Source organism: [Clostridium] aminophilum DSM 10710 (genome assembly GCF_000711825.1).
Taxonomy (GTDB): domain Bacteria; phylum Bacillota; class Clostridia; order Lachnospirales; family Lachnospiraceae; genus Clostridium_R; species Clostridium_R aminophilum.
On record NZ_JONJ01000002.1, the window covers coordinates 54,517 to 73,608 of the forward strand.

At 54.8% G+C, this 19,092-nt stretch carries 19 protein-coding genes; all 19 read left to right on the forward strand.

The features are described from left to right. Positions 1-248: 248 nt before the first annotated feature. Positions 249-1,109 (forward strand): LysR family transcriptional regulator, encoded by an 861-nt coding sequence (locus tag BR86_RS0102165; protein ID WP_031471368.1) that lies wholly within the window; start codon positions 249-251, stop codon positions 1,107-1,109. A 106-nt stretch (positions 1,110-1,215) separates the two neighbouring features. Then, positions 1,216-1,896: a (d)CMP kinase gene (gene cmk, locus BR86_RS0102170; RefSeq protein ID WP_031471369.1), complete on the forward strand. Its 681-nt coding sequence runs from the start codon at positions 1,216-1,218 to the stop codon at positions 1,894-1,896. Between the two features lie 4 nt (positions 1,897-1,900). Then, a complete protein-coding gene (ispH, locus tag BR86_RS0102175) occupies positions 1,901-2,752 on the forward strand; it encodes a 4-hydroxy-3-methylbut-2-enyl diphosphate reductase (RefSeq protein WP_031471370.1) in 852 nt (283 codons plus the stop codon). Then, entirely contained in the window at positions 2,733-3,872 is a 1,140-nt protein-coding gene (gene rpsA, locus BR86_RS0102180; protein WP_031471371.1) for a 30S ribosomal protein S1, read from the forward strand. Before ispH ends, rpsA begins: the two co-directional genes overlap by 20 nt. 250 nt (positions 3,873-4,122) lie before the next feature. Continuing rightward, positions 4,123-5,601 carry a cobalt-precorrin-5B (C(1))-methyltransferase CbiD gene (gene cbiD / locus BR86_RS0102185; RefSeq protein ID WP_051684527.1) on the forward strand — a complete coding sequence of 493 codons (1,479 nt, stop codon included), beginning with the start codon at positions 4,123-4,125 and terminating at the stop codon, positions 5,599-5,601. Beyond that, entirely contained in the window at positions 5,594-6,355 is a 762-nt protein-coding gene (cobM, locus tag BR86_RS0102190; RefSeq protein WP_031471373.1) for a precorrin-4 C(11)-methyltransferase, read from the forward strand. Before cbiD ends, cobM begins: the two co-directional genes overlap by 8 nt. Further along, positions 6,352-7,419: a cobalt-precorrin 5A hydrolase gene (locus BR86_RS0102195; RefSeq protein WP_031471374.1), complete on the forward strand. Its 1,068-nt coding sequence runs from the start codon at positions 6,352-6,354 to the stop codon at positions 7,417-7,419. The genes cobM and BR86_RS0102195 overlap by 4 nt, the downstream gene beginning before the upstream one ends. 4 nt (positions 7,420-7,423) lie before the next feature. Next, entirely contained in the window at positions 7,424-8,176 is a 753-nt protein-coding gene (gene cobJ, locus BR86_RS0102200; RefSeq protein ID WP_031471375.1) for a precorrin-3B C(17)-methyltransferase, read from the forward strand. Then, positions 8,173-9,672 (forward strand): precorrin-6A reductase, encoded by a 1,500-nt coding sequence (gene cobK / locus BR86_RS0102205; RefSeq protein ID WP_031471376.1) that lies wholly within the window; start codon positions 8,173-8,175, stop codon positions 9,670-9,672. The genes cobJ and cobK overlap by 4 nt, the downstream gene beginning before the upstream one ends. Positions 9,673-9,735: 63 nt before the next feature. Then, positions 9,736-11,160 carry a cobyrinic acid a,c-diamide synthase CobB gene (locus tag BR86_RS0102210; RefSeq protein WP_242841548.1) on the forward strand — a complete coding sequence of 475 codons (1,425 nt, stop codon included), beginning with the start codon at positions 9,736-9,738 and terminating at the stop codon, positions 11,158-11,160. Further along, on the forward strand, positions 11,150-11,839 hold the full coding sequence (locus tag BR86_RS16120) for a bifunctional cobalt-precorrin-7 (C(5))-methyltransferase/cobalt-precorrin-6B (C(15))-methyltransferase (protein WP_038287605.1): 690 nt from the start codon (positions 11,150-11,152) through the stop codon (positions 11,837-11,839). The genes BR86_RS0102210 and BR86_RS16120 overlap by 11 nt, the downstream gene beginning before the upstream one ends. A gap of 259 nt (positions 11,840-12,098) precedes the next feature. Next, positions 12,099-13,241: a nicotinate-nucleotide--dimethylbenzimidazole phosphoribosyltransferase gene (cobT, locus tag BR86_RS0102220; RefSeq protein WP_051684528.1), complete on the forward strand. Its 1,143-nt coding sequence runs from the start codon at positions 12,099-12,101 to the stop codon at positions 13,239-13,241. A gap of 10 nt (positions 13,242-13,251) precedes the next feature. Beyond that, positions 13,252-13,941, forward strand: a complete 690-nt coding sequence (locus BR86_RS0102225) for a bifunctional adenosylcobinamide kinase/adenosylcobinamide-phosphate guanylyltransferase (protein WP_038287607.1) — start codon at positions 13,252-13,254, stop codon at positions 13,939-13,941. Beyond that, positions 13,934-14,701, forward strand: coding sequence for an adenosylcobinamide-GDP ribazoletransferase (locus tag BR86_RS0102230; protein ID WP_031471381.1), 768 nt, complete (start codon positions 13,934-13,936; stop codon positions 14,699-14,701). The genes BR86_RS0102225 and BR86_RS0102230 overlap by 8 nt, the downstream gene beginning before the upstream one ends. Before the next feature lie 122 nt (positions 14,702-14,823). Further along, positions 14,824-15,555: a pseudouridine synthase gene (locus BR86_RS0102235; protein ID WP_031471382.1), complete on the forward strand. Its 732-nt coding sequence runs from the start codon at positions 14,824-14,826 to the stop codon at positions 15,553-15,555. A gap of 331 nt (positions 15,556-15,886) precedes the next feature. Next, positions 15,887-16,183 (forward strand): hypothetical protein, encoded by a 297-nt coding sequence (locus BR86_RS0102240; RefSeq protein ID WP_031471383.1) that lies wholly within the window; start codon positions 15,887-15,889, stop codon positions 16,181-16,183. 14 nt (positions 16,184-16,197) lie between these two features. Further along, entirely contained in the window at positions 16,198-16,875 is a 678-nt protein-coding gene (gene cobI, locus BR86_RS0102245; RefSeq protein WP_242841549.1) for a precorrin-2 C(20)-methyltransferase, read from the forward strand. Positions 16,876-17,066: 191 nt separating this feature from the next. Next, on the forward strand, positions 17,067-18,584 hold the full coding sequence (locus BR86_RS0102250; protein ID WP_031471385.1) for a Y-family DNA polymerase: 1,518 nt from the start codon (positions 17,067-17,069) through the stop codon (positions 18,582-18,584). 46 nt (positions 18,585-18,630) lie between these two features. Beyond that, positions 18,631-19,050 carry a hypothetical protein gene (locus BR86_RS0102255; RefSeq protein WP_031471386.1) on the forward strand — a complete coding sequence of 140 codons (420 nt, stop codon included), beginning with the start codon at positions 18,631-18,633 and terminating at the stop codon, positions 19,048-19,050. Positions 19,051-19,092: the final 42 nt, after the last annotated feature.

Here is a 19,092-nt window from a genome sequence, read left to right on the forward strand (position 1 = left end):
TTAAAACATTCAGGAAGTATTAACTCAGGTTTCGCAACCTGTGCCTTTATTAAACACGAATTGCATTTAGAAGTAAAAGGAATTATAATAATGATGTTTCAGTAGTGAAAGGAATTATAAGGGCTGTTTTGGTGAAAGTGCAGTAAAACGGAATTCATTCCGGCCGGTGTACATACAATGTGCGGCAAAAACGAACGTCGGGCGGAAACCCTTGTACTTAAAGAAATGCAGACGAAAAGAGGAAAACTATGGATGAAAAAGATTTTGAGATGCTGGATGCTCTCGACAAGACGAAAAACATTACCCGTACCGCAGAAATGCTGTATGTGACGCAGTCAGCACTCTCCAAGAGACTTGCATCCATTGAAAATGAGCTGAACGCCCGGATTGTGGTGCGTTCCCGACAGGGGATTCATTTCACGGCAGAGGGAGAGATTATCCTGAAGCATGCCCGCCGCGCGCAGGCGGTTCTGCAGGATATGAGAAATACGCTGGACGCGCAGCGGGGATATGTGTGCGGATCGCTTCGCGCCGGCGTGTCGATCAACTATTCGGCGTACCGGCTCGGAAAAATCCTGGCGGATCTTCATATGGAATATCCGCATATCAACGCGCAGGTTTCCACGGATACGAGCGTCAGCATTTACCACAAACTCTGCATCGGTGAGTACGATATCGCGATCATCCGGGGAGAGTTCCCGTGGGATGGGTTCAGCCAGAAACTGGCGACGGAGCGTGTCTGCATGATTGTCAATTCAAAAGATGCGGATGTGCCGATCCAGGAGCTTCCGTTTATCAGCCGCAGAACCGAGCAGGCCTATGAGAACCAGGTGAGCCGATGGTTCCGCGAACACGATCTGAGACCGGACACCGGCAACATTTCCCTCGGGAGTATCGGCGCCTGTGTTCAGATGGTGGAACAGGGCGTGGGATGGTCCATTGTACCGGAGATCGGACTCAGCAAGTTTTCCGGAAAGGTGACGCCGCTGTCCTTTGCGGATGGGACGGAGTTTACCCGGTCCACGTATCTTCTTTGTCACTCGGATATCGCGGAACTCCCGCAGATGAAGGCGTTCATCGATATTGCGCGAAACAATGCGGGAAGGTGACATCCGTAACACAGGATACTTCACAAAGCAGGCATCTTTTATTATAATACGGTGGGCGGTCCGGTGACGGAGCGGCCGCAAATGTAAACTCGGAGGTAATGAAAACATGTCAATTAGCATCGCAATTGACGGACCGGCCGGCGCCGGCAAGAGCACGATTGCAAAAAAACTGGCGGAAAAAATGAATTACATCTACGTCGATACCGGCGCGATGTACCGCACGATCGCTCTTTTCTTTCTGCAGAAAGGGGTGTCGGGGGATGACGCCGGGACGATCGCATCCATGGTGGATGATATCGACATCGCAATCACGTACGAGGACGGAGTGCAGCAACTGTTTCTGAACGGAGTCAATGTGACAGGTCAGATCCGTACCGCAGAGGTGAGCCGTATGGCAAGCCAGACCAGTGCTCACGGACCGGTTCGCAAGAAACTGGTGGAGCTGCAGCGCAAGATCGCATCGGAAAACAATGTGATCATGGACGGCAGAGACATCGGCACTGCGGTTCTTCCGAATGCTGAAGTGAAGATTTATCTGACCGCGTCCAGCAGAGTCCGCGCGGAGAGAAGATACCGTGAATTCCTCGAAAAGGGCACGGATATGACGCTGGATGAGGTGGAAAAAGAGATCATCGAGAGAGATCATCAGGATATGACCCGGGCGATCTCCCCGCTGGTTCAGGCGGAAGATGCGGTTCTGGTCGACTCGTCCGACATGACACTTGAGGAAGTGATTGAGACCATCGAAACGATCGTGGCAGACAGAGGAGAGAAAATTGGCAGATAATTCCATCCGTGTCATTGTGGCAGAGAGTGCCGGTTTCTGTTTCGGAGTCAAGCGGGCAATGGATATTGTCGAAAAACAGATTTCCGAAGGAATCAAACCGATCTACACCTACGGCCCGATCATTCACAACGAAGAAGTGGTAAGCGATCTGGAATCCCGCGGTGTAAAGGTACTGGAAAATGAGGAGGATCTTCTCGCTGTCCGGGAAGGCACCGTGATTTTACGGTCACACGGCGTGGCCCGACGGGTCTATGATCTTTTGAACGAGAGAGGAATCCGGTATGTGGATGTGACCTGCCCGTTCGTGTCAAAGATCCATCAGATTGTGCAGGAACAGAACCGGAACGGAAGACGTGTCATCATCGTCGGTTCCGCGGATCATCCGGAGGTTCAGGGGATCGTCGGATGGGCGGATGAACACACCCGGGTAATTAATTCTCCGGAAGAATTTCTCGACCTTAAACTTTCAAAGGAAGAAAAATTGAGTGTAGTTGCACAGACTACGTATAATTACAAGAAATTTCAATATCTTGTTGAAAAAATAGCCGAATTGGGTTATGATACTCTTTGTTTAAATACAATATGTAATGCAACACAGGAGCGACAGGCAGAGGCAAAGAGTCTGGCTTCAAGTGTGGACGCAATGATCGTCATTGGCGGCAAAAGCAGTTCCAATACACGTAAGCTTTATGACATTTGTCGGCAGGAATGCAGTAACACTTACTACATTCAGACACTTAAGGACTTGAAACCTGATAGAACAATTACTGTGCGCAACGTAGGTATTACAGCCGGGGCATCTACCCCGAACAAAATTATCGAGGAGGTTCATACGAATGTCAGAAATGAGTTTTGAACAGCTGCTTGACGAGTCTATGTTTAAGCAGTTACGTGCAGGAGAGGTTGTTACCGGTCAGGTTATCGCGGTTAAAGAAGATGAGATCATCCTCAGCATCGCAGGCAGCAAATCTGAGGGTATCGTGACAAAGCAGGAGTATTCCAACGATTCCAGCGTTGAGCTGACACAGAAGGTTCAGGTCGGCGACGAGATGGAAGTTAAAGTTATGAAAGTCAACGACGGCGAAGGCATGGCAGCACTTTCCTATAAGAGAGCAGCTGTAGACAAGGGCCTTAAGAGACTGAAGGAAGCTTTCGAGAACCATGAGGTTCTGAAGGAGAAGGTTGCTCAGGTCGTTGAGAAGGGACTTGTTGTTGAGGTTGAAGGCACACGCGTATTCATCCCGGCATCCATGGTTTCCGATTCCTTTGAGAGAGATCTCACAAAGTACGAGGGTCAGGAGATCGAGTTCGTTATCACAGAGTTCAACCCGAACGGCAGAAGAAGCCGCATCATCGGTGACAGAAAGCAGCTTATGGTTGCTCAGAAGGCTCAGCAGAAGGAAGCTCTCTTCAGCAAGCTGGTTGCTGGTCAGACCGTTGAGGGTGCAGTTAAGAACGTTACCGATTTCGGCGCATTCATCGATCTCGGCGGCGCAGATGGTCTCCTTCACATCTCCGAGATGTCCTGGGGCCGTGTTGAGAATCCGAAGAAGATCTTCAAGAACGGCGACGTTGTAAGATGCCTTGTTAAGGACATCAACGGCGAGAAGATCGCTCTTTCCCTGAAGTTCCCGGAGACCAATCCGTGGCTCAACGCTTCTGAAAAATACGCTGTAGGAACCATCGTAGAAGGCAGAGTTGCAAGAATGACCGATTTTGGTGCATTTGTTGAGCTTGAGCCGGGAATCGATGCACTCCTTCACGTTTCCCAGATCTCCAGACAGCACGTTGAGAAGCCGGCTGATGTACTCGCTGTAGGCGACATCATCACAGCTAAGGTTGTAGACTTCAACGAGGGCGATCACAAGATCAGCCTTTCCATGAAGGCTCTTGAGGCTGGTCACAACGGCGACGAGGATGTTGCTGATGTCAACATCGAGGAAGTTGCTGCTGACGAGGCTGCAAAGGAAGACTAATTAAATTCTTCCGAGAATAATAGAATTTCTGGCTCCGCATTGACCGTAAGGCTGATGCGGAGCCTTTTCTATGTCATAGGAAAGTGCTCCGCACTTCCCTATGTTATGTGGCTGACTCGCCAAAGTCCGCGCCCCCGGTGAGGGCCTGGCGACTGCCGCGAGAACGTGCGAAACATATTTGCGGAAAATTTGATATAATGATAGAAAATGTTATCGCAAACGTGCCGCAGAAAACCACAGGAGGTGCAAGGTGAAACGGAACGGGGACAAATCCATGGAGGAACGGATGAAAGAGCTTCGGCATGCAAATCCGAAGGACCTTCGGGAAGGCGTCACCACCGGAACCTGTGCGGCAGCGGCGGCTGCTGCTTCTGCCGCCGCACTTATGGCAATTATGGCGGGAAAGCTGCCTTATCCAGTTCAGAAAACCGATATGTTCCCGATCGATTCGGCGTTTCCGGCTGTTTCCGATCGATTCGGAAAAGATGCGCTGACCGGCGCCGGGGTGGTCTCCATCACGACTCCCGGCGGAAAAACGGTAGATCTGGAAATTGTCCGCCAGGAATTCACGGAGGCGGGGGGCGTGCGGAGCACGGTGATCAAGGATGCCGGCGATGATCCGGACGTGACCGATCAGGCAGAGATCTGCGCGGAGGTTTTGTGGATTGAACGGACGCGGCTCGGTACACCGGAGGAAAAGCTCCGGAAGCAGGAGGAAGAGTTCATTCCGGTCTATATGGATCCGAAATATCCGGGACTCGCGCTGACCGGCGGGGAAGGCGTCGGCATCTGTACCAGAAAAGGACTCCCGGATCCGGTAGGATTTCCGGCGATCAATCCGGTGCCGCGAAGCATGATTCTGAAAGAAGTGTATGCGGTCGCGGAACATTATGCGGAGGACCGAAATGCCATGGAGCAATATTCCGCGATGTCAGCGTCCTTAAATCTGTCTTCCGGGGATATGATCCATCCGGCATCCGGCAATGACGGAAGTCCGGAACCGGGGGGATCTTCGGTGGAAAAGACACTCCTCATCCGCATATCCATTCCTAAAGGCAGGGAACTGGCGGAAAAGACCTTCAATCCGAAACTCGGCATCGTGGGAGGACTTTCGGTTCTCGGAACGACCGGAATCGTGCATCCGATGAGTGAAGATGCACTGATCCGAACGGTCGAACTGGAGATCAGCGTCCGAAGCGCGGAAGGACGATCCGTTCTCGCCATTGCTCCGGGCAACTACGGCAGGCAGTATCTTCACGATAAGACAGGCCTGGATATGGAACATTTTGTCAAATGCTCCAACTATGTGGGACAGGCGTTTCGGATGCTGGATCGCGTGGGGGTGAAAAACGCGCTGTTTGCGGGGCATCCGGGAAAACTGATCAAGGTTGCCGGAGGAATTCTGAATACTCATTCAAAGTACGGCGACCACCGCATGGAAATCATGGCGGACTGCGCAATGGCGGTCGGCGCGAGTGCGGAAATGTGCCGGCGGATTCTTGCCCTCAACACAACCAATGAAGCGTCCGAATATCTCGACACGGTGGGACTGCGGGACCCGGTGTATGCCGAGGCGGCGTTTCGTGTCAAGAGCAAACTGGAGGCCATCTCGCACGCCCGCGTGGAAGTGATGTTTCTGGACGGAGAGCGGGGGCTTCTCGCACAGACGGACGGGGCGGAGGAACTGGTGAGAATCCTTTCGGAGGAGGAGAAAACAATTTATGGTTAATTTTGTCGGGGCCGGCCCGGGGGCGGTCGATCTGATAACGGTTCGGGGAAGAAAACTGATCGAGGAGGCCGACTGCATCATCTATGCCGGTTCTCTGGTCAATCCCGGGATTCTTGCGTGGAAAAAGGACACCTGTGAGGTGTATGACAGCAGCCGTATGAGTCTTCCGGAAGTCATTGCGCAGATCGAGAAAGCAGAACAGGACGGGAAAATGACCGTTCGTCTTCACACCGGCGATCCGTCGGTTTACGGAGCGATCCGGGAGCAGATGGATGCGCTGGATGAGCGTAAGATTCCGTATGCGGTCTGCCCGGGGGTCAGTTCATTCTGTGCGGCGGCCGCAGCGCTTCAGATGGAGTACACGCTGCCGGGAGTTTCTCAGAGTGTCATTATCACGCGGGGGGCGGGGAGAACGCCGGTGCCGGAGCGGGAGTCGGTGCGCAGTTTTGCCGCTCATCAGGCGGTGATGGTTCTTTTTCTGTCGAGCGGAATGGCCGGAAAGATGGCGGAAGAACTGATGGCCGGCGGATATCACGAAGATACACCGTGCGCGATGGTCTACCGTGCGTCCTGGCCGGATGAGAAGATCGTCCGCACGACCGTCGGAAAACTGGAACAGGCGGCATCGGAGGCCGGAATCACAAGACAGGCGCTCATTGTGGTCGGAGATGCAGTGGCGCAGAAAAATTACAATTTTTCAAAACTCTACGATCCGGCATTTACGACCGGATATCGCAAAGGGACATCATCATGAAAGCACAGATGATTTATTTTACCGAAAACGGAGGGAAATGCGCTGAACGGCTGCTCCGGGGACTGGACGGGATTCCGGAAAAACAGCGCCTGATCGGAGAACTCTCCGTGACCGGTTCCTCCGAACTGATTATGCCGCTGCGGAAATTTGTCGGCGACTGCTTTTACCGTTTTGACGCACTGATTTTTGTCGGGGCCGCGGGGATAGCGGTTCGCATGATCGCTCCTTATATCAGCAGTAAGGCGACGGATCCGGCGGTGATCGTCATCGATGAGACGGGGAAATATGTCATCCCGATTCTTTCGGGACATCTGGGCGGAGCCAATGCCGCCGCACAGGAAATGGCGGAAATCCTCGGAGCGGAAGCGGTTGTGACTACGGCAACGGATCTTCACCACGCGTTTGCGGTGGATGATTTTGCGAGAGAAAACCGGCTTACGGTGACTGATCTTACGGCGGCAAAAAAGATTGCTTCCGCGATTCTGTCCGGGGAGAAAGTCGGCTTTTTTACGGAGTGCTATATCGAGGGGGATTGTCCGGAGGAACTCTCGCCGGACGAGCCGGGCAGACTGAATATTGTGCTGGTGCGGAAGGCGGGCAGTCTTCGCGCGGCAAAAAACGATCAGATGCTGGTTCTGATTCCGCAGCGGGCGGTGCTCGGCATCGGCTGTAGGAGAGGAACGCCGAAAGAAGCCATTGCGGCAGCGGTGGAGTCGGTTCTAAAGACAACAGGCCTTTCCATCGATGAGATTGCGGAGATTGCCTCCATCGATCTCAAGAAGGACGAGGAGGGACTGCGGGAGTATGCGCAGGATGTCAAGAAACATCTCCGTTTTTACACGGCGGATGAACTGAATCAGGCACCGGACGGATTCTCCTATGAGCACTCGGACTTTGTACAGAAAACAACCGGGACGGACAATGTCTGCGAGCGGGCGGCGGTTCTTGCGGCGTTCGATGCGGATGAGAACCGCGGTGAAGTGAAACTTCTTGCGGGAAAAACCGCCCTGAACGGTGTGACGGTCTGTGCGGCGGGATTTTCCGTAAAGACGCCGCGGTTTTGAGGGGATGAAAATGGAGAAAAAACTTTATGTGGTGGGCATGGGCCCCGGTGGACATGACGATATGACATTTCGTGCGGACCGGGCACTTCGGAACTCGGAGGTGATTGCCGGTTACACGGTCTATGTTGATCTGATCCGGGCGGAGTATCCGCAGGCGGAAATTATCACGACGCCGATGCGAAAGGAACGGGAGCGCTGTGAAATGGCACTTGATGCCGCCGCAGACGGGAGAATCACTTCGATGATCTGCAGCGGGGATTCCGGGGTTTACGGCATGGCGTCCCTGATTCTGGAGATGGCAGGGAATTACCCGGAGGTCTCCATTGAGATTATTCCGGGTATTACCGCGGCACTCTCCGGCGGTGCGCTTCTGGGGGCACCTCTCGGTCATGATTTTGCGGTGATCAGCATGAGCGATGCCCTCACGCCGATGGAGACCATCGAGAATCGTCTGGCTGCGGCGGCAAAATCCGATATGGTGATCTGTCTCTACAATCCGGAGAGTCACAAGCGAAAAGGATATCTTCGCCATGCGTGTGAGATCATCGGACAGTACCGCTCACCGGATACCATCTGCGGAACGGCGTCCGAGATCGGCCGGGACGGGCAGGAGGCGCGAATTCTCACACTCGGGGAACTGAGCGGGACGGCGGTGGATATGTTCACCACGGTTTTCATCGGAAGCAGCAGGACGAAGAATCTTCGGGAACGGATGGTGACTCCGCGGGGATACCGCGGCCTGGAGGGGCAGACATGAAGCCGGAAATACTGATTTTTGGCGGCACGACCGAGGGACGCGAGATCGCGGAATTCTGCTCGCAGCATGAGATTCCGGCGTTTGTCAGTGTCTATTCCGGTTATGGAGCGGACATGATTGAGACGGACGAATGGTCTCCGGACACAGACGGGACGACGGTCCGCATTCTGGTCGGGCCGATGAAACGGGAAGAGATCGGACAGTTTCTGAAAGAGAAAGAAATCCGTCTGGTGATCGATGCAACGCATCCGTACGCGAAGAATGTGTCGGACAATATCCGATCCGCGGTGGCAGAGACCTCTGCGGAACTGATCCGCGTACTCCGGGATGCGGAGGAAGCCGGAGAATCGGACGAGGGGGATGAGAAATGCCGCCGCGGGAATATTTTCGTTGAGACTCCGGAAGAAGCCGCCGCGTATCTGACCGGGACAGAGGGGAATATCCTTTTGACGACGGGAAGCCGTGCGCTGTCTGTGTTCGCGGCAATTCCGGGTTCCTCCGAGCGGCTCTATGCGAGAGTTCTTCCAAGCGAGGAAGGCATCCGCACCTGTCAGGAAAACGGACTTCGGGGCAGGCATATCATTGCAATGCAGGGGCCGTTTACCGTGGAAATGAACAAGGCTCTTCTCAATCAGACCGGTGCGGAATATCTTGTGACCAAGGAGAGCGGAAAAAACGGCGGATATCGGGAAAAGCTTGAGGCGGCCGCGGCCTGCGGAGTGCAGGCGGTGATCATCGGCAGACCGAAGGAGGCCGGAATCGGGCTAACGCAGTGCCTCGAACTTCTCCGAAGGCGCTATTCGGTGCAGCACGTTGTGATCGCCGGAATCGGTCCGGGGAATACCGAGCATATGACGGCTGCCGTGATCGGTGCAATCCTTGCGGCCGACCGGGTCATCGGCGCTTCCCGAATGCTCGACTGTGCCCGGGAGGCGGTGCGCCGGTTTGAACCGGGAAAGCCGGATCGGAGAAACTATATTGCCGAATACCGCCCGACAGAAGTTCTCAGGAAGATCCGGGAAGCGGAGGGAAAGAATGTTCTGCTGCTGTTTTCCGGAAGTCTGGCATTTCACAGCGGAGCATGTGCCTGTGAAGCGCTTCTTGCGGAAAACGGAATCCGGTATTCGATTCTTCCCGGGATTTCAAGCGTGACGTATCTGTCTTCTCTTTTGGGCGAAGATCTTGCAGACGCGGTGCTCTCGTCCATGCACGGCGCATCGCGGTCGGCTGAGGAACTTCTGGATTCGCTGTTCAGCTCCGGGAAAGAACATTTCTGCATTCTGTCCGGAAAAGGAGATGACGCGCGTGAGCTTGCGGAGGCCCTGGTCCGGCGGGGATACGGAACTTCGAGGGTTGTTGTCGGAGAGAATCTGTCGCTGCAGAATGAGAAAATCACGGAGAGTACGGCGGAGGAACTCTGCAGTATGCCGGCAGACGCCCGGTTTTCCGCTCTTTCGGTGATTGCGGTATCGCTGAATAAAGCGAATGATAAGTGAAATGATTTAAACGGATGTATGCGGCGCAGGACCGTGTCCGGAGAAAGGCGGGAGGATGAGAACATGGAGATGACGCAGAAAAGGACGGGTGAGACAATCCCGCGGATTCTTCTGACCGCGCCGAAGAGCGGAAGCGGGAAGACCCTCATCACCTGCGGCATGATCGAGGTTTTCCGGCGCAGGGGCCGGAAACCGGCCGCCTTCAAATGCGGCCCGGATTATATTGATCCGATGTTTCACCGCTATGTGTCCGGCGTCGGCGGTGCCAATCTGGATTCGTTTTTTCTGGATGAAGCCGGTGTACGGCGAGTCCTCACGGAGACGGTTACGGAGACGGAAAGCGGCTCCTGCGTGATGGAGGGCGTCATGGGATATTACGACGGCGTCAGCGGAACGGAACTGACCGCCTCCACCTATGATATTGCCCGCATCACCCGGACACCGGCCATTCTGATTGTGGACGCGAAAGGGGCTTCCCGGTCCCTTGTTCCGCTCATCTCCGGTTTTCTGCATTATCCGAAGGAGTCGGATGCCCCCGGACAGCGGGGGAGCGGCATCGCTGGTGTGATTCTGAACCGCACGACCGCGATGATGGCGAAGATTCTCGGGGAAATGATCCGGAACGAATGCGGAATTCCGGTGTTGGGTTTTCTCCCCGAGTCTGAGGACTGGAAGATGGAGAGCCGTCATCTGGGACTCTTTCTTCCTCATGAGATTTCGGATCTTCGGCGGAAGATCGGTCTTCTGGCCGATCAGATGGAGAAATCCTTTGACATGGATGCGATCTTTGCGCTGGCGGACGGATCGGAACCGGTCGAGACAGAAGCGATAGCGGAGAAGGAACAGACATACATTCCGGAAACCTCCCGAACCCGTGTGCGGATTGCGGCTGCGGTGGACGAGGCCTTCTGCTTTTATTATCAGGAGAACCGTCGTATGATGGAGAAAATGGGGGCGGAGATTGTTCCGTTCTCGCCGATTCACGACGCGAAGCTGCCGGAGGGGATCGCGGGGCTGATCCTCGAAGGCGGGTATCCGGAACTTTTTGCGAGGGAACTCTCGGAAAACCATGCGATGCTTGCACAGATCCGGGCAGTGTCGGAACAGTCCATGCCGATCCTTGCGGAGTGCGGCGGATTCATGTATCTCCATGAGGAAATGGAAGGCGCGGACGGGAACCGTTATCCGGCTGTCGGGGTCATCCGGGGAAGGACATTCCGGACGCCGAAACTCGGGCGGTTCGGTTACATTTCCCTTGCGGGACCCCATTCAGACAAAATCCGTGGGCATGAGTATCATTACTGGGACAGCACTGACTGCGGCGGGGACTGGACGGCGGTTAAGCCGAACGGAAGAAGCTGGAACTGCATCCATGACCGTGACGGAATGATTGCGGGTTTTCCGCATTTCTATTATCCGTCGGATCCCGACTTTGTGGAACAATGGCTCGCGATGTGCAGAAACTGGAGAAATACGGATGAGAGATGAATGGTTTATTCGCGGAAATGTGCCGATGACGAAAGAAGAAGTGCGGGCAGTCTCCATCGCAAAGCTGGAGATCGGAAGCAGACAGGACGACGGGAAAAGCATCGCGAACAGCATCGGAAACAGCATCGGAAACAGCATCGGGAACAGCATCGGAAACGGCACCGGGAAAAACACCGGAAAAGGCACCGGCGGCATTCTGTTTGACATTGGAGCCGGAACCGGTTCGGTGTCTGTGGAAGCGGCAGTGACTTATCCGGAACTGAGAATTGTCGCCTTTGAAAAAAAGGATGAGGCAATTTCACTGATCCGGCAGAATGCGGAAAAGGCAGGCGCGGAAGACCGGGTGGAGATCGTTCCGGGAAATCTTCCGGAATCGCTGGAGCAGTATGTAACCCGGCATCCGGAGATGGTTCCGGACTATGTCTTTATCGGCGGCGCGACGGCAAATACTGCGAGGATTCTCGATCTTCTGCGCATCCCGGAGAGTGGGACCCGCGTTGTGATCAACGTGATTGCGCTGGAATCGATTCAGGAAGTGCTCTCGGCACTCCGCGACCGGAAGATAGAGCCGGAGATATCGCAGATTTCGGTCTCCCGGGCGGAAAAGGCAGGGGGCTTTCACCTGATGAAAGGGCTGAATCCCGTGACGGTGATCAGCTTCGGCGGGAAATGCATATAAAAAAATCATTGCAATCAATACGGGGCGGCATAAAACAGTGCGGTTTAAACAGCCCGGCTTAACCAGTGCGGCATAAACCAGTGCGGCATAGCCAATGCGGCATAGAACAGTGCGGCATAAAACAGTGCGGCATAAACCAGTATGGCATAAACAGTGCGGTTTAAACAGCGCGGCTTAAAACAGTATGGCATAACGGTTCGCGCGGTGTGCATAAAAACAGCAGAGAGTATTAGAAACGGAAAGTACATTGGATATACGAATGATTGGAAATCTTTCGGAGCGGATCGCCGACTGGCGGTTCTGCTCTTCGGATGAGCTGAACATAAATTATAAAGAACGAATCAGCCGCATCCGCCCGGCGGATCGCAAGGCCGGTGACGCGGCCCGGCGCCGGTGGCAGAGCATCGCGAAGCCGCTTGGAAGTCTGGGGCTTTTGGAAGAAGATATTGCGCGGATGGCACAGATCACGGGGGATCCCGATGTCCGGATGGACCGGAGTGCGCTCTTTATTTTCTGCGCGGATAACGGTGTGGTCAAAGAAGGCGTGACCCAGACGGGACAGGATGTGACGGCGAGCGTGACGGAGGTCATCGGACGGGACGGGAGCTGTTCTGCGCACATGAGCCGGGTAAACGGAACCGAAGTGTATGCTGTGGATCTCGGCGTTGCCTCCGCGATGAATCCGGAAGTCTACCGTACGGTTGCGGAACGCAGGATCCGACGGGGAACGTCGGATTTTCTCGAGGGACCGGCGATGACGGAGGATGAAGCGCGGATGGCGGTTCTGACCGGGATAGACTGCGCCCGCGCCGCAAAAGAAGCGGGGATGGACATAATCCTCGGCGGTGAGATGGGAATCGGCAACACGACAACGGGAAGCGCCGTTGCCTGTGCGCTATTGGATGCGGATCCGGGAGAGATCACAGGAAAAGGAGCCGGTTTTACCGATGAGGGACTCCGGCATAAGATCGATGTGGTCGGAAAAGGTGTCGCGCTTCACCGGAAGATCTACGAAAAGAACGGAGAAAAGGATGCACTGCAGGTTCTCCGCTGTGTCGGCGGATTTGATATTGCTGCGCTCTGTGGACTGTATCTCGGCGCCGCGATCTACCGCATCCCGGCGGTAATCGACGGATTTATCGCCTCGGCGGCTGCCCTCGCGGCTGTCTCGATCGCACCGGACACGCGGGAATTTCTGCTCGCCTCCCATATGTCGGGCGAGGGCGGAATGAAACGGATCATGGAAAAGCTGGACCTTGTTCCGCCGATCAGCGCGGGACTTCATCTCGGGGAGGGAACGGGAGCACTCATGCTGCTGCCTCTGCTTCGGATGACACTGGCGGTTTACCGCAACATGATGACATTTGACGGGATGGGAATTGACGCCTATCGCCCCCTGTAAGGAGAATTGCATGCTGCATCTTGTGACCGGCGGAAGTGGAAGCGGAAAATCCGCCTATGCCGAAAACTGCTGTCTGAAATATGGGGGCCCCTGTCTTTATCTTGCGACGATGAAGATCTGGGACGAGGAAGACCGGAAACGCGTGGAAAAGCACCGGGCGATGCGTGAGGGAAAAGGATTCGATACGTGTGAATGTCCGGTGGATCTTGAGAAGCTGGACATTCCGGAGCACTTCCGGAGCGGAACCGTTCTTCTGGAATGCATGTCCAATCTTCTGGTCAATGAACTCTGGCGGGAGGATATTCCGGACGCTTCCGCTGGAAGCATGGACGAAACTGCGCTGGAAAAACATCCGGAAACAGGCTTTGCAACGGACCGGCAGGCAGTGAACGGGAAAAAGAAAGACGGACAGACGGGAGACGGAGAACACATTGCCGGAAACGCCGCGCGGGATCACGATACGGAAGTGCGGATTCTTCGCGGCATCCGGCATCTCGCCGATTCCTGCCGTCATCTTGTGATCGTCACGGATGAGATTTTTTCGGACGGAATCCGGTATGACGAAGAGTCCATGCGGTATCTCCGGGTCCTGGCGGCGTTAAACCGGGACATTGCGGAACAGGCGGATGCCGTCACGGAAGTCGTCTTCGGAATTCCGGTTCCGGTGAAAGGGAAGAACGGGAGAAAAGAATATGTTTGACAGCCTGAAGATTGCATTTTCCATGTATTCTGCCATTCCGGTGCCGGGAACCGCATGGGAGGAAAAGCCGATGCGTTACGCCATGTGCTGGTTTCCGCTGATCGGTGCGGCGGAAGGCGCGGTATTATATCTAACGCATTTTGCACTGCGTCGGATCGGTGCGGGGGAGATCGTTGCGGCGGCAGCCGGCACGGCCGTCCCGCTTCTTGTCACCGGCGGAATTCATCTGGACGGATATCTGGATACCTCCGATGCGCTTCACTCGTGGGAGAATGCGGAGCGCAAACTGAAAATTCTGAAGGATCCGCATGTCGGCGCGTTTGCGGTCATTCGCTGCGCCTGGTACATGATCCTTTATCTCGGGGCCATGGCCGCCGTCATGACCGCCGGACCGAATGCCGTTCTCATGATGGGCGGAGTGTATGTGCTGGAGCGGGCGCTGAGCGGAAGTTCTGTGGTGCTGTTTCCAAAGGCGAAACAAGACGGGCTTGCGGTGACGTTCAGCCGGTCCTCCGCCGACCGGGCGGTGACGGCGGCCTCGGCATTCTGGGCGATGGCGGCGATGGTCTGGATCGTCTTTTGGGGGAAGCAGACCGGAGCGATTCTGGGCGCCGGATGTCTCTTTTCCTACGGCCTGTATTACCGGACGGCGATGAAGGAGTTCCACGGGATGACCGGGGATCTGGCGGGATGGTTTCTGCAGCGGTGCGAGCTGACGGGGGCATGGATCATTGCGCTTGCCGCGATGCTGAAAATATGAACGGAGCCCGGGACCGGAGAACGGGATGAATGAACGGGATGAAAGAACGGGATGAAAGAACGGGACCGGCAGGTATGCCGGGAAACGGTAACCGGAAATGAAGTTGTGACAGGAGTTTTTCAATGAGAATAGACCGCTATCTGAGTGAGATGGGCGCGGGCACGCGGAGCGAACTGAAAAAAATGATCCGAAAAGGACAGGTTTCGGTGGACGGAGAGATGGTAAGAGATCCGGGATATTCCGTGGAACCGGGACAGAAGGTTCTGTGTGCCGGAGTTCCGATCGAATATGAGACGAAAGTATACTATCTGATGAATAAGCCGGCCGGCGTGATCACTGCGACGGAGGACCGGCATCAGAAAACGGTGCTTGATCTGATCGGCGAGCGGACGAGAAAGGATCTGTTTCCGGTGGGGAGACTGGACCGGGATACCACGGGGCTTCTGCTGATCACGAATGACGGAGAGCTGGGGCATCGGCTGCTCAGTCCCAAAAAACATGTGGACAAGCGCTATCGTGCGCTGGTGAGAGGAGAGGTGACCGGTGAGGATGTCCGGAAGTTTGCGGAAGGTCTTCATGTGGATGAGGAACTGACTGCTCTGCCGGCAGCGCTCGAGATTTTAGAGATCCGGTCGGAAGGAGAAGAAAAACGCTCTGTTGTGGAGGTGGTCATCCGGGAGGGCAAATTCCATCAGATCAAGCGGATGTTCGGGGCAGTCGGAAAGGAAGTCCTCGAATTAAAACGCCTGACGATGGGGCCGCTCCGGCTGGATCCGGATCTTGAGGAGGGTCAGTGGAGAAGGCTGACCGAAAAAGAGCAGAAAGAACTTCGCGAAATTACCGGAATGGGATGACATTTCAACGGCATTGTATTACAATTAAGAAACGTGTGTTCATCTATGATTTTATGACAAAGTCACAGGCGGATTTCGGCTTCCACGTCCCCTCACTCCCGAGGGGAGCCTGCGAACTTTGCGCGCCGCCGCTGGTCACCGCAGGGTGACGCCGTAGAAGGCGGATCACTTAACGAAATCGCGTGCTGCGGCTTTTTTTTCCGGGCTTAGTGGATTTGTCGGTGAACGGCGCGCGTATCCCGCGGAGCGTTTTGTTTCATGGGAAGTGCGAAGCATTTTCTATGAAATAAACAGATAACAACGAAAAACAGAGAATCGAGGAGTCATCTTCATGGAATATGAGATTGGTTTCCGGATCGGTGGTGAACCGAAATCCGATGGATTTGGAGAGGAAACGGAATCGGAATACGGTGCGGCGGCAAATGCCGGTGCGCCGAGAGATATCAATGTTCCGGCATTTATGCGGAGTCTGAGAAATATGCGCAGGAACGAAATGATCCAGTGTCCGTTCTGCACCGGCGGAAACGTGTCTTTTTTTGGACAGGACGGTTCCTCCGATGTGTTCAGCTGTGACCGGTGTGAGACCAGAGTTGAAATCCGCGCCGGCGCACATTTTGTGTTCGGATGACGGGGAAGAGAGGCGTGCTGTATGGCGTGAGCGTGGGGCCGGGTGATCCGGAGCTGATGACGCTTCGCGCGGTGCGCACGCTGGAAGCCTGCGATGTCATCGCGGCACCGGAGACAAAAGGCGGATCCCATGCGGCACTGGATATTGCGAGACGTGCAGTCTGTCTGGAACGGAAAGAGATCCGGATGCTCTCCTTTACCATGAGCCGTGATCCGGAGATCCTTGTAAAGTCCCATGAGAAGCAGGCGGAAATCCTGATCGGGATTTTGGAACAGGGGAAAAATGTCGCCATGCTGAATCTTGGCGATGCGAGCCTCTACGGCACCTGGGAATATATCCGGGATATTGCAGAACACAGAGGATTTGAGACGAAGACCATCCCGGGCGTGACCAGTTTCAGCGCATCTGCCGCGGCACTTAACGTCAGTCTGACCAGCGGAGCGGATCCGCTCATCATTCTTCCGGCGTCTCATCCGGACATCACGCAAAAATATCTAAAACTGCCCGGAGCAAAGGTTCTCATGAAGTCAGGAAGAAACCTTGCAGCGATCAGGGAAATGATCGAGGAGGCCGGGCTGACCGATCGTGCGCAGATGGCGGTGAACTGTGGAATGCCGGATGAAAAGCTGTTTCACAGTCTTCGTGATGCGGGCGATGAGGAGGGGTATTTTTCCACGATTCTTGTGAAGTAAAATTACGAGTTCCGGAAAGACCTCGTCAGGCAGATTTCTGAAGTATGCGAAAAGGTTGAAGAGATCTCGTCAGACAGATTCCTGTAGTATGCGAAAAGGTTGAAGAGACCTCGTCAGACAGATTACCGTAGTATGCGCAAAGGTTGAAAAGTTCTCGCCAGGTGCTGCGCGAGTCAGAAAAAAGAAAACAAATGAGCAAAACATACATTGCGATCGATCTCAAGTCATTTTATGCGTCGGCAGAGTGTGTCAGCAGAGGGATGGATCCTCTGGATACGAATCTGGTTGTGGCAGATGCCTCACGGACCGAGAAGACGATCTGCCTTGCGGTCTCGCCATCCCTGAAACGGTACGGTATTTCGGGGAGAGCGAGACTTTTTGAGGTTGTTCAGAAGATGAAGGAGGTCAACGCGGCGCGCGAAAAAAAACGCGGCATGGTGAAAGAAACCGGTGTTTCGGTTTCCGCAAGAGCACTTGACGCGGATCCTGCGCTGGCCGCCGACTACATTGCGGCTCCGCCGCGGATGTCCTACTACATGCAGGTGAGCAGTGACATTTACCGGATTTATCTGAATTATGCCGCGCCGGAAGACATTCACATCTATTCCGTCGACGAGGTTTTCATCGACGTCACCAATTACCTTCGCACTTACGGACTTACGGCGAGAGAACTGGTCCGGAGGATCATCAGCGATGTGCTTGCGAAAACCGGAATTACCGCGACCGCCGGGATTGCCCCGAATCTCTATCTGTGCAAAGCGGCGATGGATATCGTGGCGAAACATATTCCGGCGGACCGGGACGGGGTACGGATTGCGGAACTCGATGAGCGATCCTACCGGAAACTTCTCTGGAATCACCGTCCGCTGACCGATTTCTGGCGGGTTGGCCGCGGAATCGCCCGAAAACTGGAGCATTACGGAATGTACACCATGGGGGATGTGGCCCGGATGTCACTTCAGAATGAGGATCTTCTGTTTAAACTTTTCGGCGTCAATGCGGAACTGCTGATCGACCACGCCTGGGGACTGGAGAGCTGCACGATGGCCGATATCAAGGGGTACCGGACGGAGGAGAAGAGTTTCTCGTCCGGTCAGGTTCTGCAGAACCCGTACACGAAAGAGAAGGGCCGTATCATTATCCGGGAAATGGCGGAGGCTCTGAGCCTTCAGCTGGTGGATAAAAAACTCCTCACGGATCTGGTCGGCGTATATGTCGGCTATGAGGCCCTGGAAAAAAACGGCAAACGAAGATATGCGGCTGATCTTCCGGAGGATGGATGTCATGTTGTCGATCATTACGGAAGGGTAACGCCGAAACCGGCTGCCGGATCCATGACACTTCCGCGAAGGACCAACAGCACAAAGGAGATTACCGAAGCCATGCTCAGCCTGTTCGACGGGCTGGCGGATCCGAATCTGCTGGAGCGGCGGTATACGCTGACGGTCGGACGGCTGATTCCCGAGGAAAAAGACCGGGAGGAACAGGAAAATTCGTTTGAACAGCTGGATATGTTCACGGATTATGAGGCGCGGGAGAAGGAACAGCAGAAAGAAGCCGCTGAGCGGCAAAAGGAGCGGAAGGTGCAGGAAGCCATGCTGGAGATCCGGAAGAAATTCGGAGCGACGGCACTGGTAAAAGGAACCGATCTTCAGGAAGGCGCTACCGGCATCGAGCGCGGCCGTCAGATCGGCGGACACAAGGCATAAAACGTAAGCCGCGAAACAGCGGATTATGATGAAAGGAGGGAGCGGGATGCGCGAAGCGGAAGATCTTTATGCGGATATCATCGAATATGACTACAAAGGTCCGGCGCATCACCGCCGTATGTCTCCAAACAAGCGGGCGGCACAGTTTATTCCGTTTGCTGCCCTGACCGGATTCGGGGACGCGACGGACGAGACAGCCCGTCTCACCGAGCGAAAGCGCATTCTCACCGAGAGCAGAAGAGAAGAACTGGACAAAAAGATTGCGGCGTGTATCTCACCGGAGGCGGCAGGGCAGGCGCGGACGGTGGAAATCACCTATTTTCTGGCCGATCTTCGCAAAGACGGCGGGACTTACGTGACCTGCACGGGAAGAATCCGGAAGACGGATCCCTATTCGCGGACGCTGGTGATGGAGGACGGAACCTGTATTCCGGCGGAAGATGTCTGGGACATCCGTATGGAATGAACGGTGGGAACATGCGGGAATGTTTTTGGGAGAACGCAGGAT

Bases quoted from the DNA above. Each gene is read 5' to 3' on its own strand.
- BR86_RS0102165 (WP_031471368.1), top strand. From the start codon at position 249: ATGGATGAAAAAGATTTTGAGATGCTGGATGCTCTCGACAAGACGAAA.
- cmk (WP_031471369.1), top strand. From the start codon at position 1,216: ATGTCAATTAGCATCGCAATTGACGGACCGGCCGGCGCCGGCAAGAGC.
- rpsA (WP_031471371.1), top strand. From the start codon at position 2,733: ATGTCAGAAATGAGTTTTGAACAGCTGCTTGACGAGTCTATGTTTAAG.
- cobM (WP_031471373.1), top strand. From the start codon at position 5,594: ATGGTTAATTTTGTCGGGGCCGGCCCGGGGGCGGTCGATCTGATAACG.
- BR86_RS0102195 (WP_031471374.1), top strand. From the start codon at position 6,352: ATGAAAGCACAGATGATTTATTTTACCGAAAACGGAGGGAAATGCGCT.
- cobJ (WP_031471375.1), top strand. From the start codon at position 7,424: ATGAAAATGGAGAAAAAACTTTATGTGGTGGGCATGGGCCCCGGTGGA.
- cobK (WP_031471376.1), top strand. From the start codon at position 8,173: ATGAAGCCGGAAATACTGATTTTTGGCGGCACGACCGAGGGACGCGAG.
- BR86_RS0102210 (WP_242841548.1), top strand. From the start codon at position 9,736: ATGGAGATGACGCAGAAAAGGACGGGTGAGACAATCCCGCGGATTCTT.
- BR86_RS16120 (WP_038287605.1), top strand. From the start codon at position 11,150: ATGAGAGATGAATGGTTTATTCGCGGAAATGTGCCGATGACGAAAGAA.
- cobT (WP_051684528.1), top strand. From the start codon at position 12,099: ATGATTGGAAATCTTTCGGAGCGGATCGCCGACTGGCGGTTCTGCTCT.
- BR86_RS0102225 (WP_038287607.1), top strand. From the start codon at position 13,252: ATGCTGCATCTTGTGACCGGCGGAAGTGGAAGCGGAAAATCCGCCTAT.
- BR86_RS0102230 (WP_031471381.1), top strand. From the start codon at position 13,934: ATGTTTGACAGCCTGAAGATTGCATTTTCCATGTATTCTGCCATTCCG.
- BR86_RS0102235 (WP_031471382.1), top strand. From the start codon at position 14,824: ATGAGAATAGACCGCTATCTGAGTGAGATGGGCGCGGGCACGCGGAGC.
- BR86_RS0102240 (WP_031471383.1), top strand. From the start codon at position 15,887: ATGGAATATGAGATTGGTTTCCGGATCGGTGGTGAACCGAAATCCGAT.
- BR86_RS0102250 (WP_031471385.1), top strand. From the start codon at position 17,067: ATGAGCAAAACATACATTGCGATCGATCTCAAGTCATTTTATGCGTCG.
- BR86_RS0102255 (WP_031471386.1), top strand. From the start codon at position 18,631: ATGCGCGAAGCGGAAGATCTTTATGCGGATATCATCGAATATGACTAC.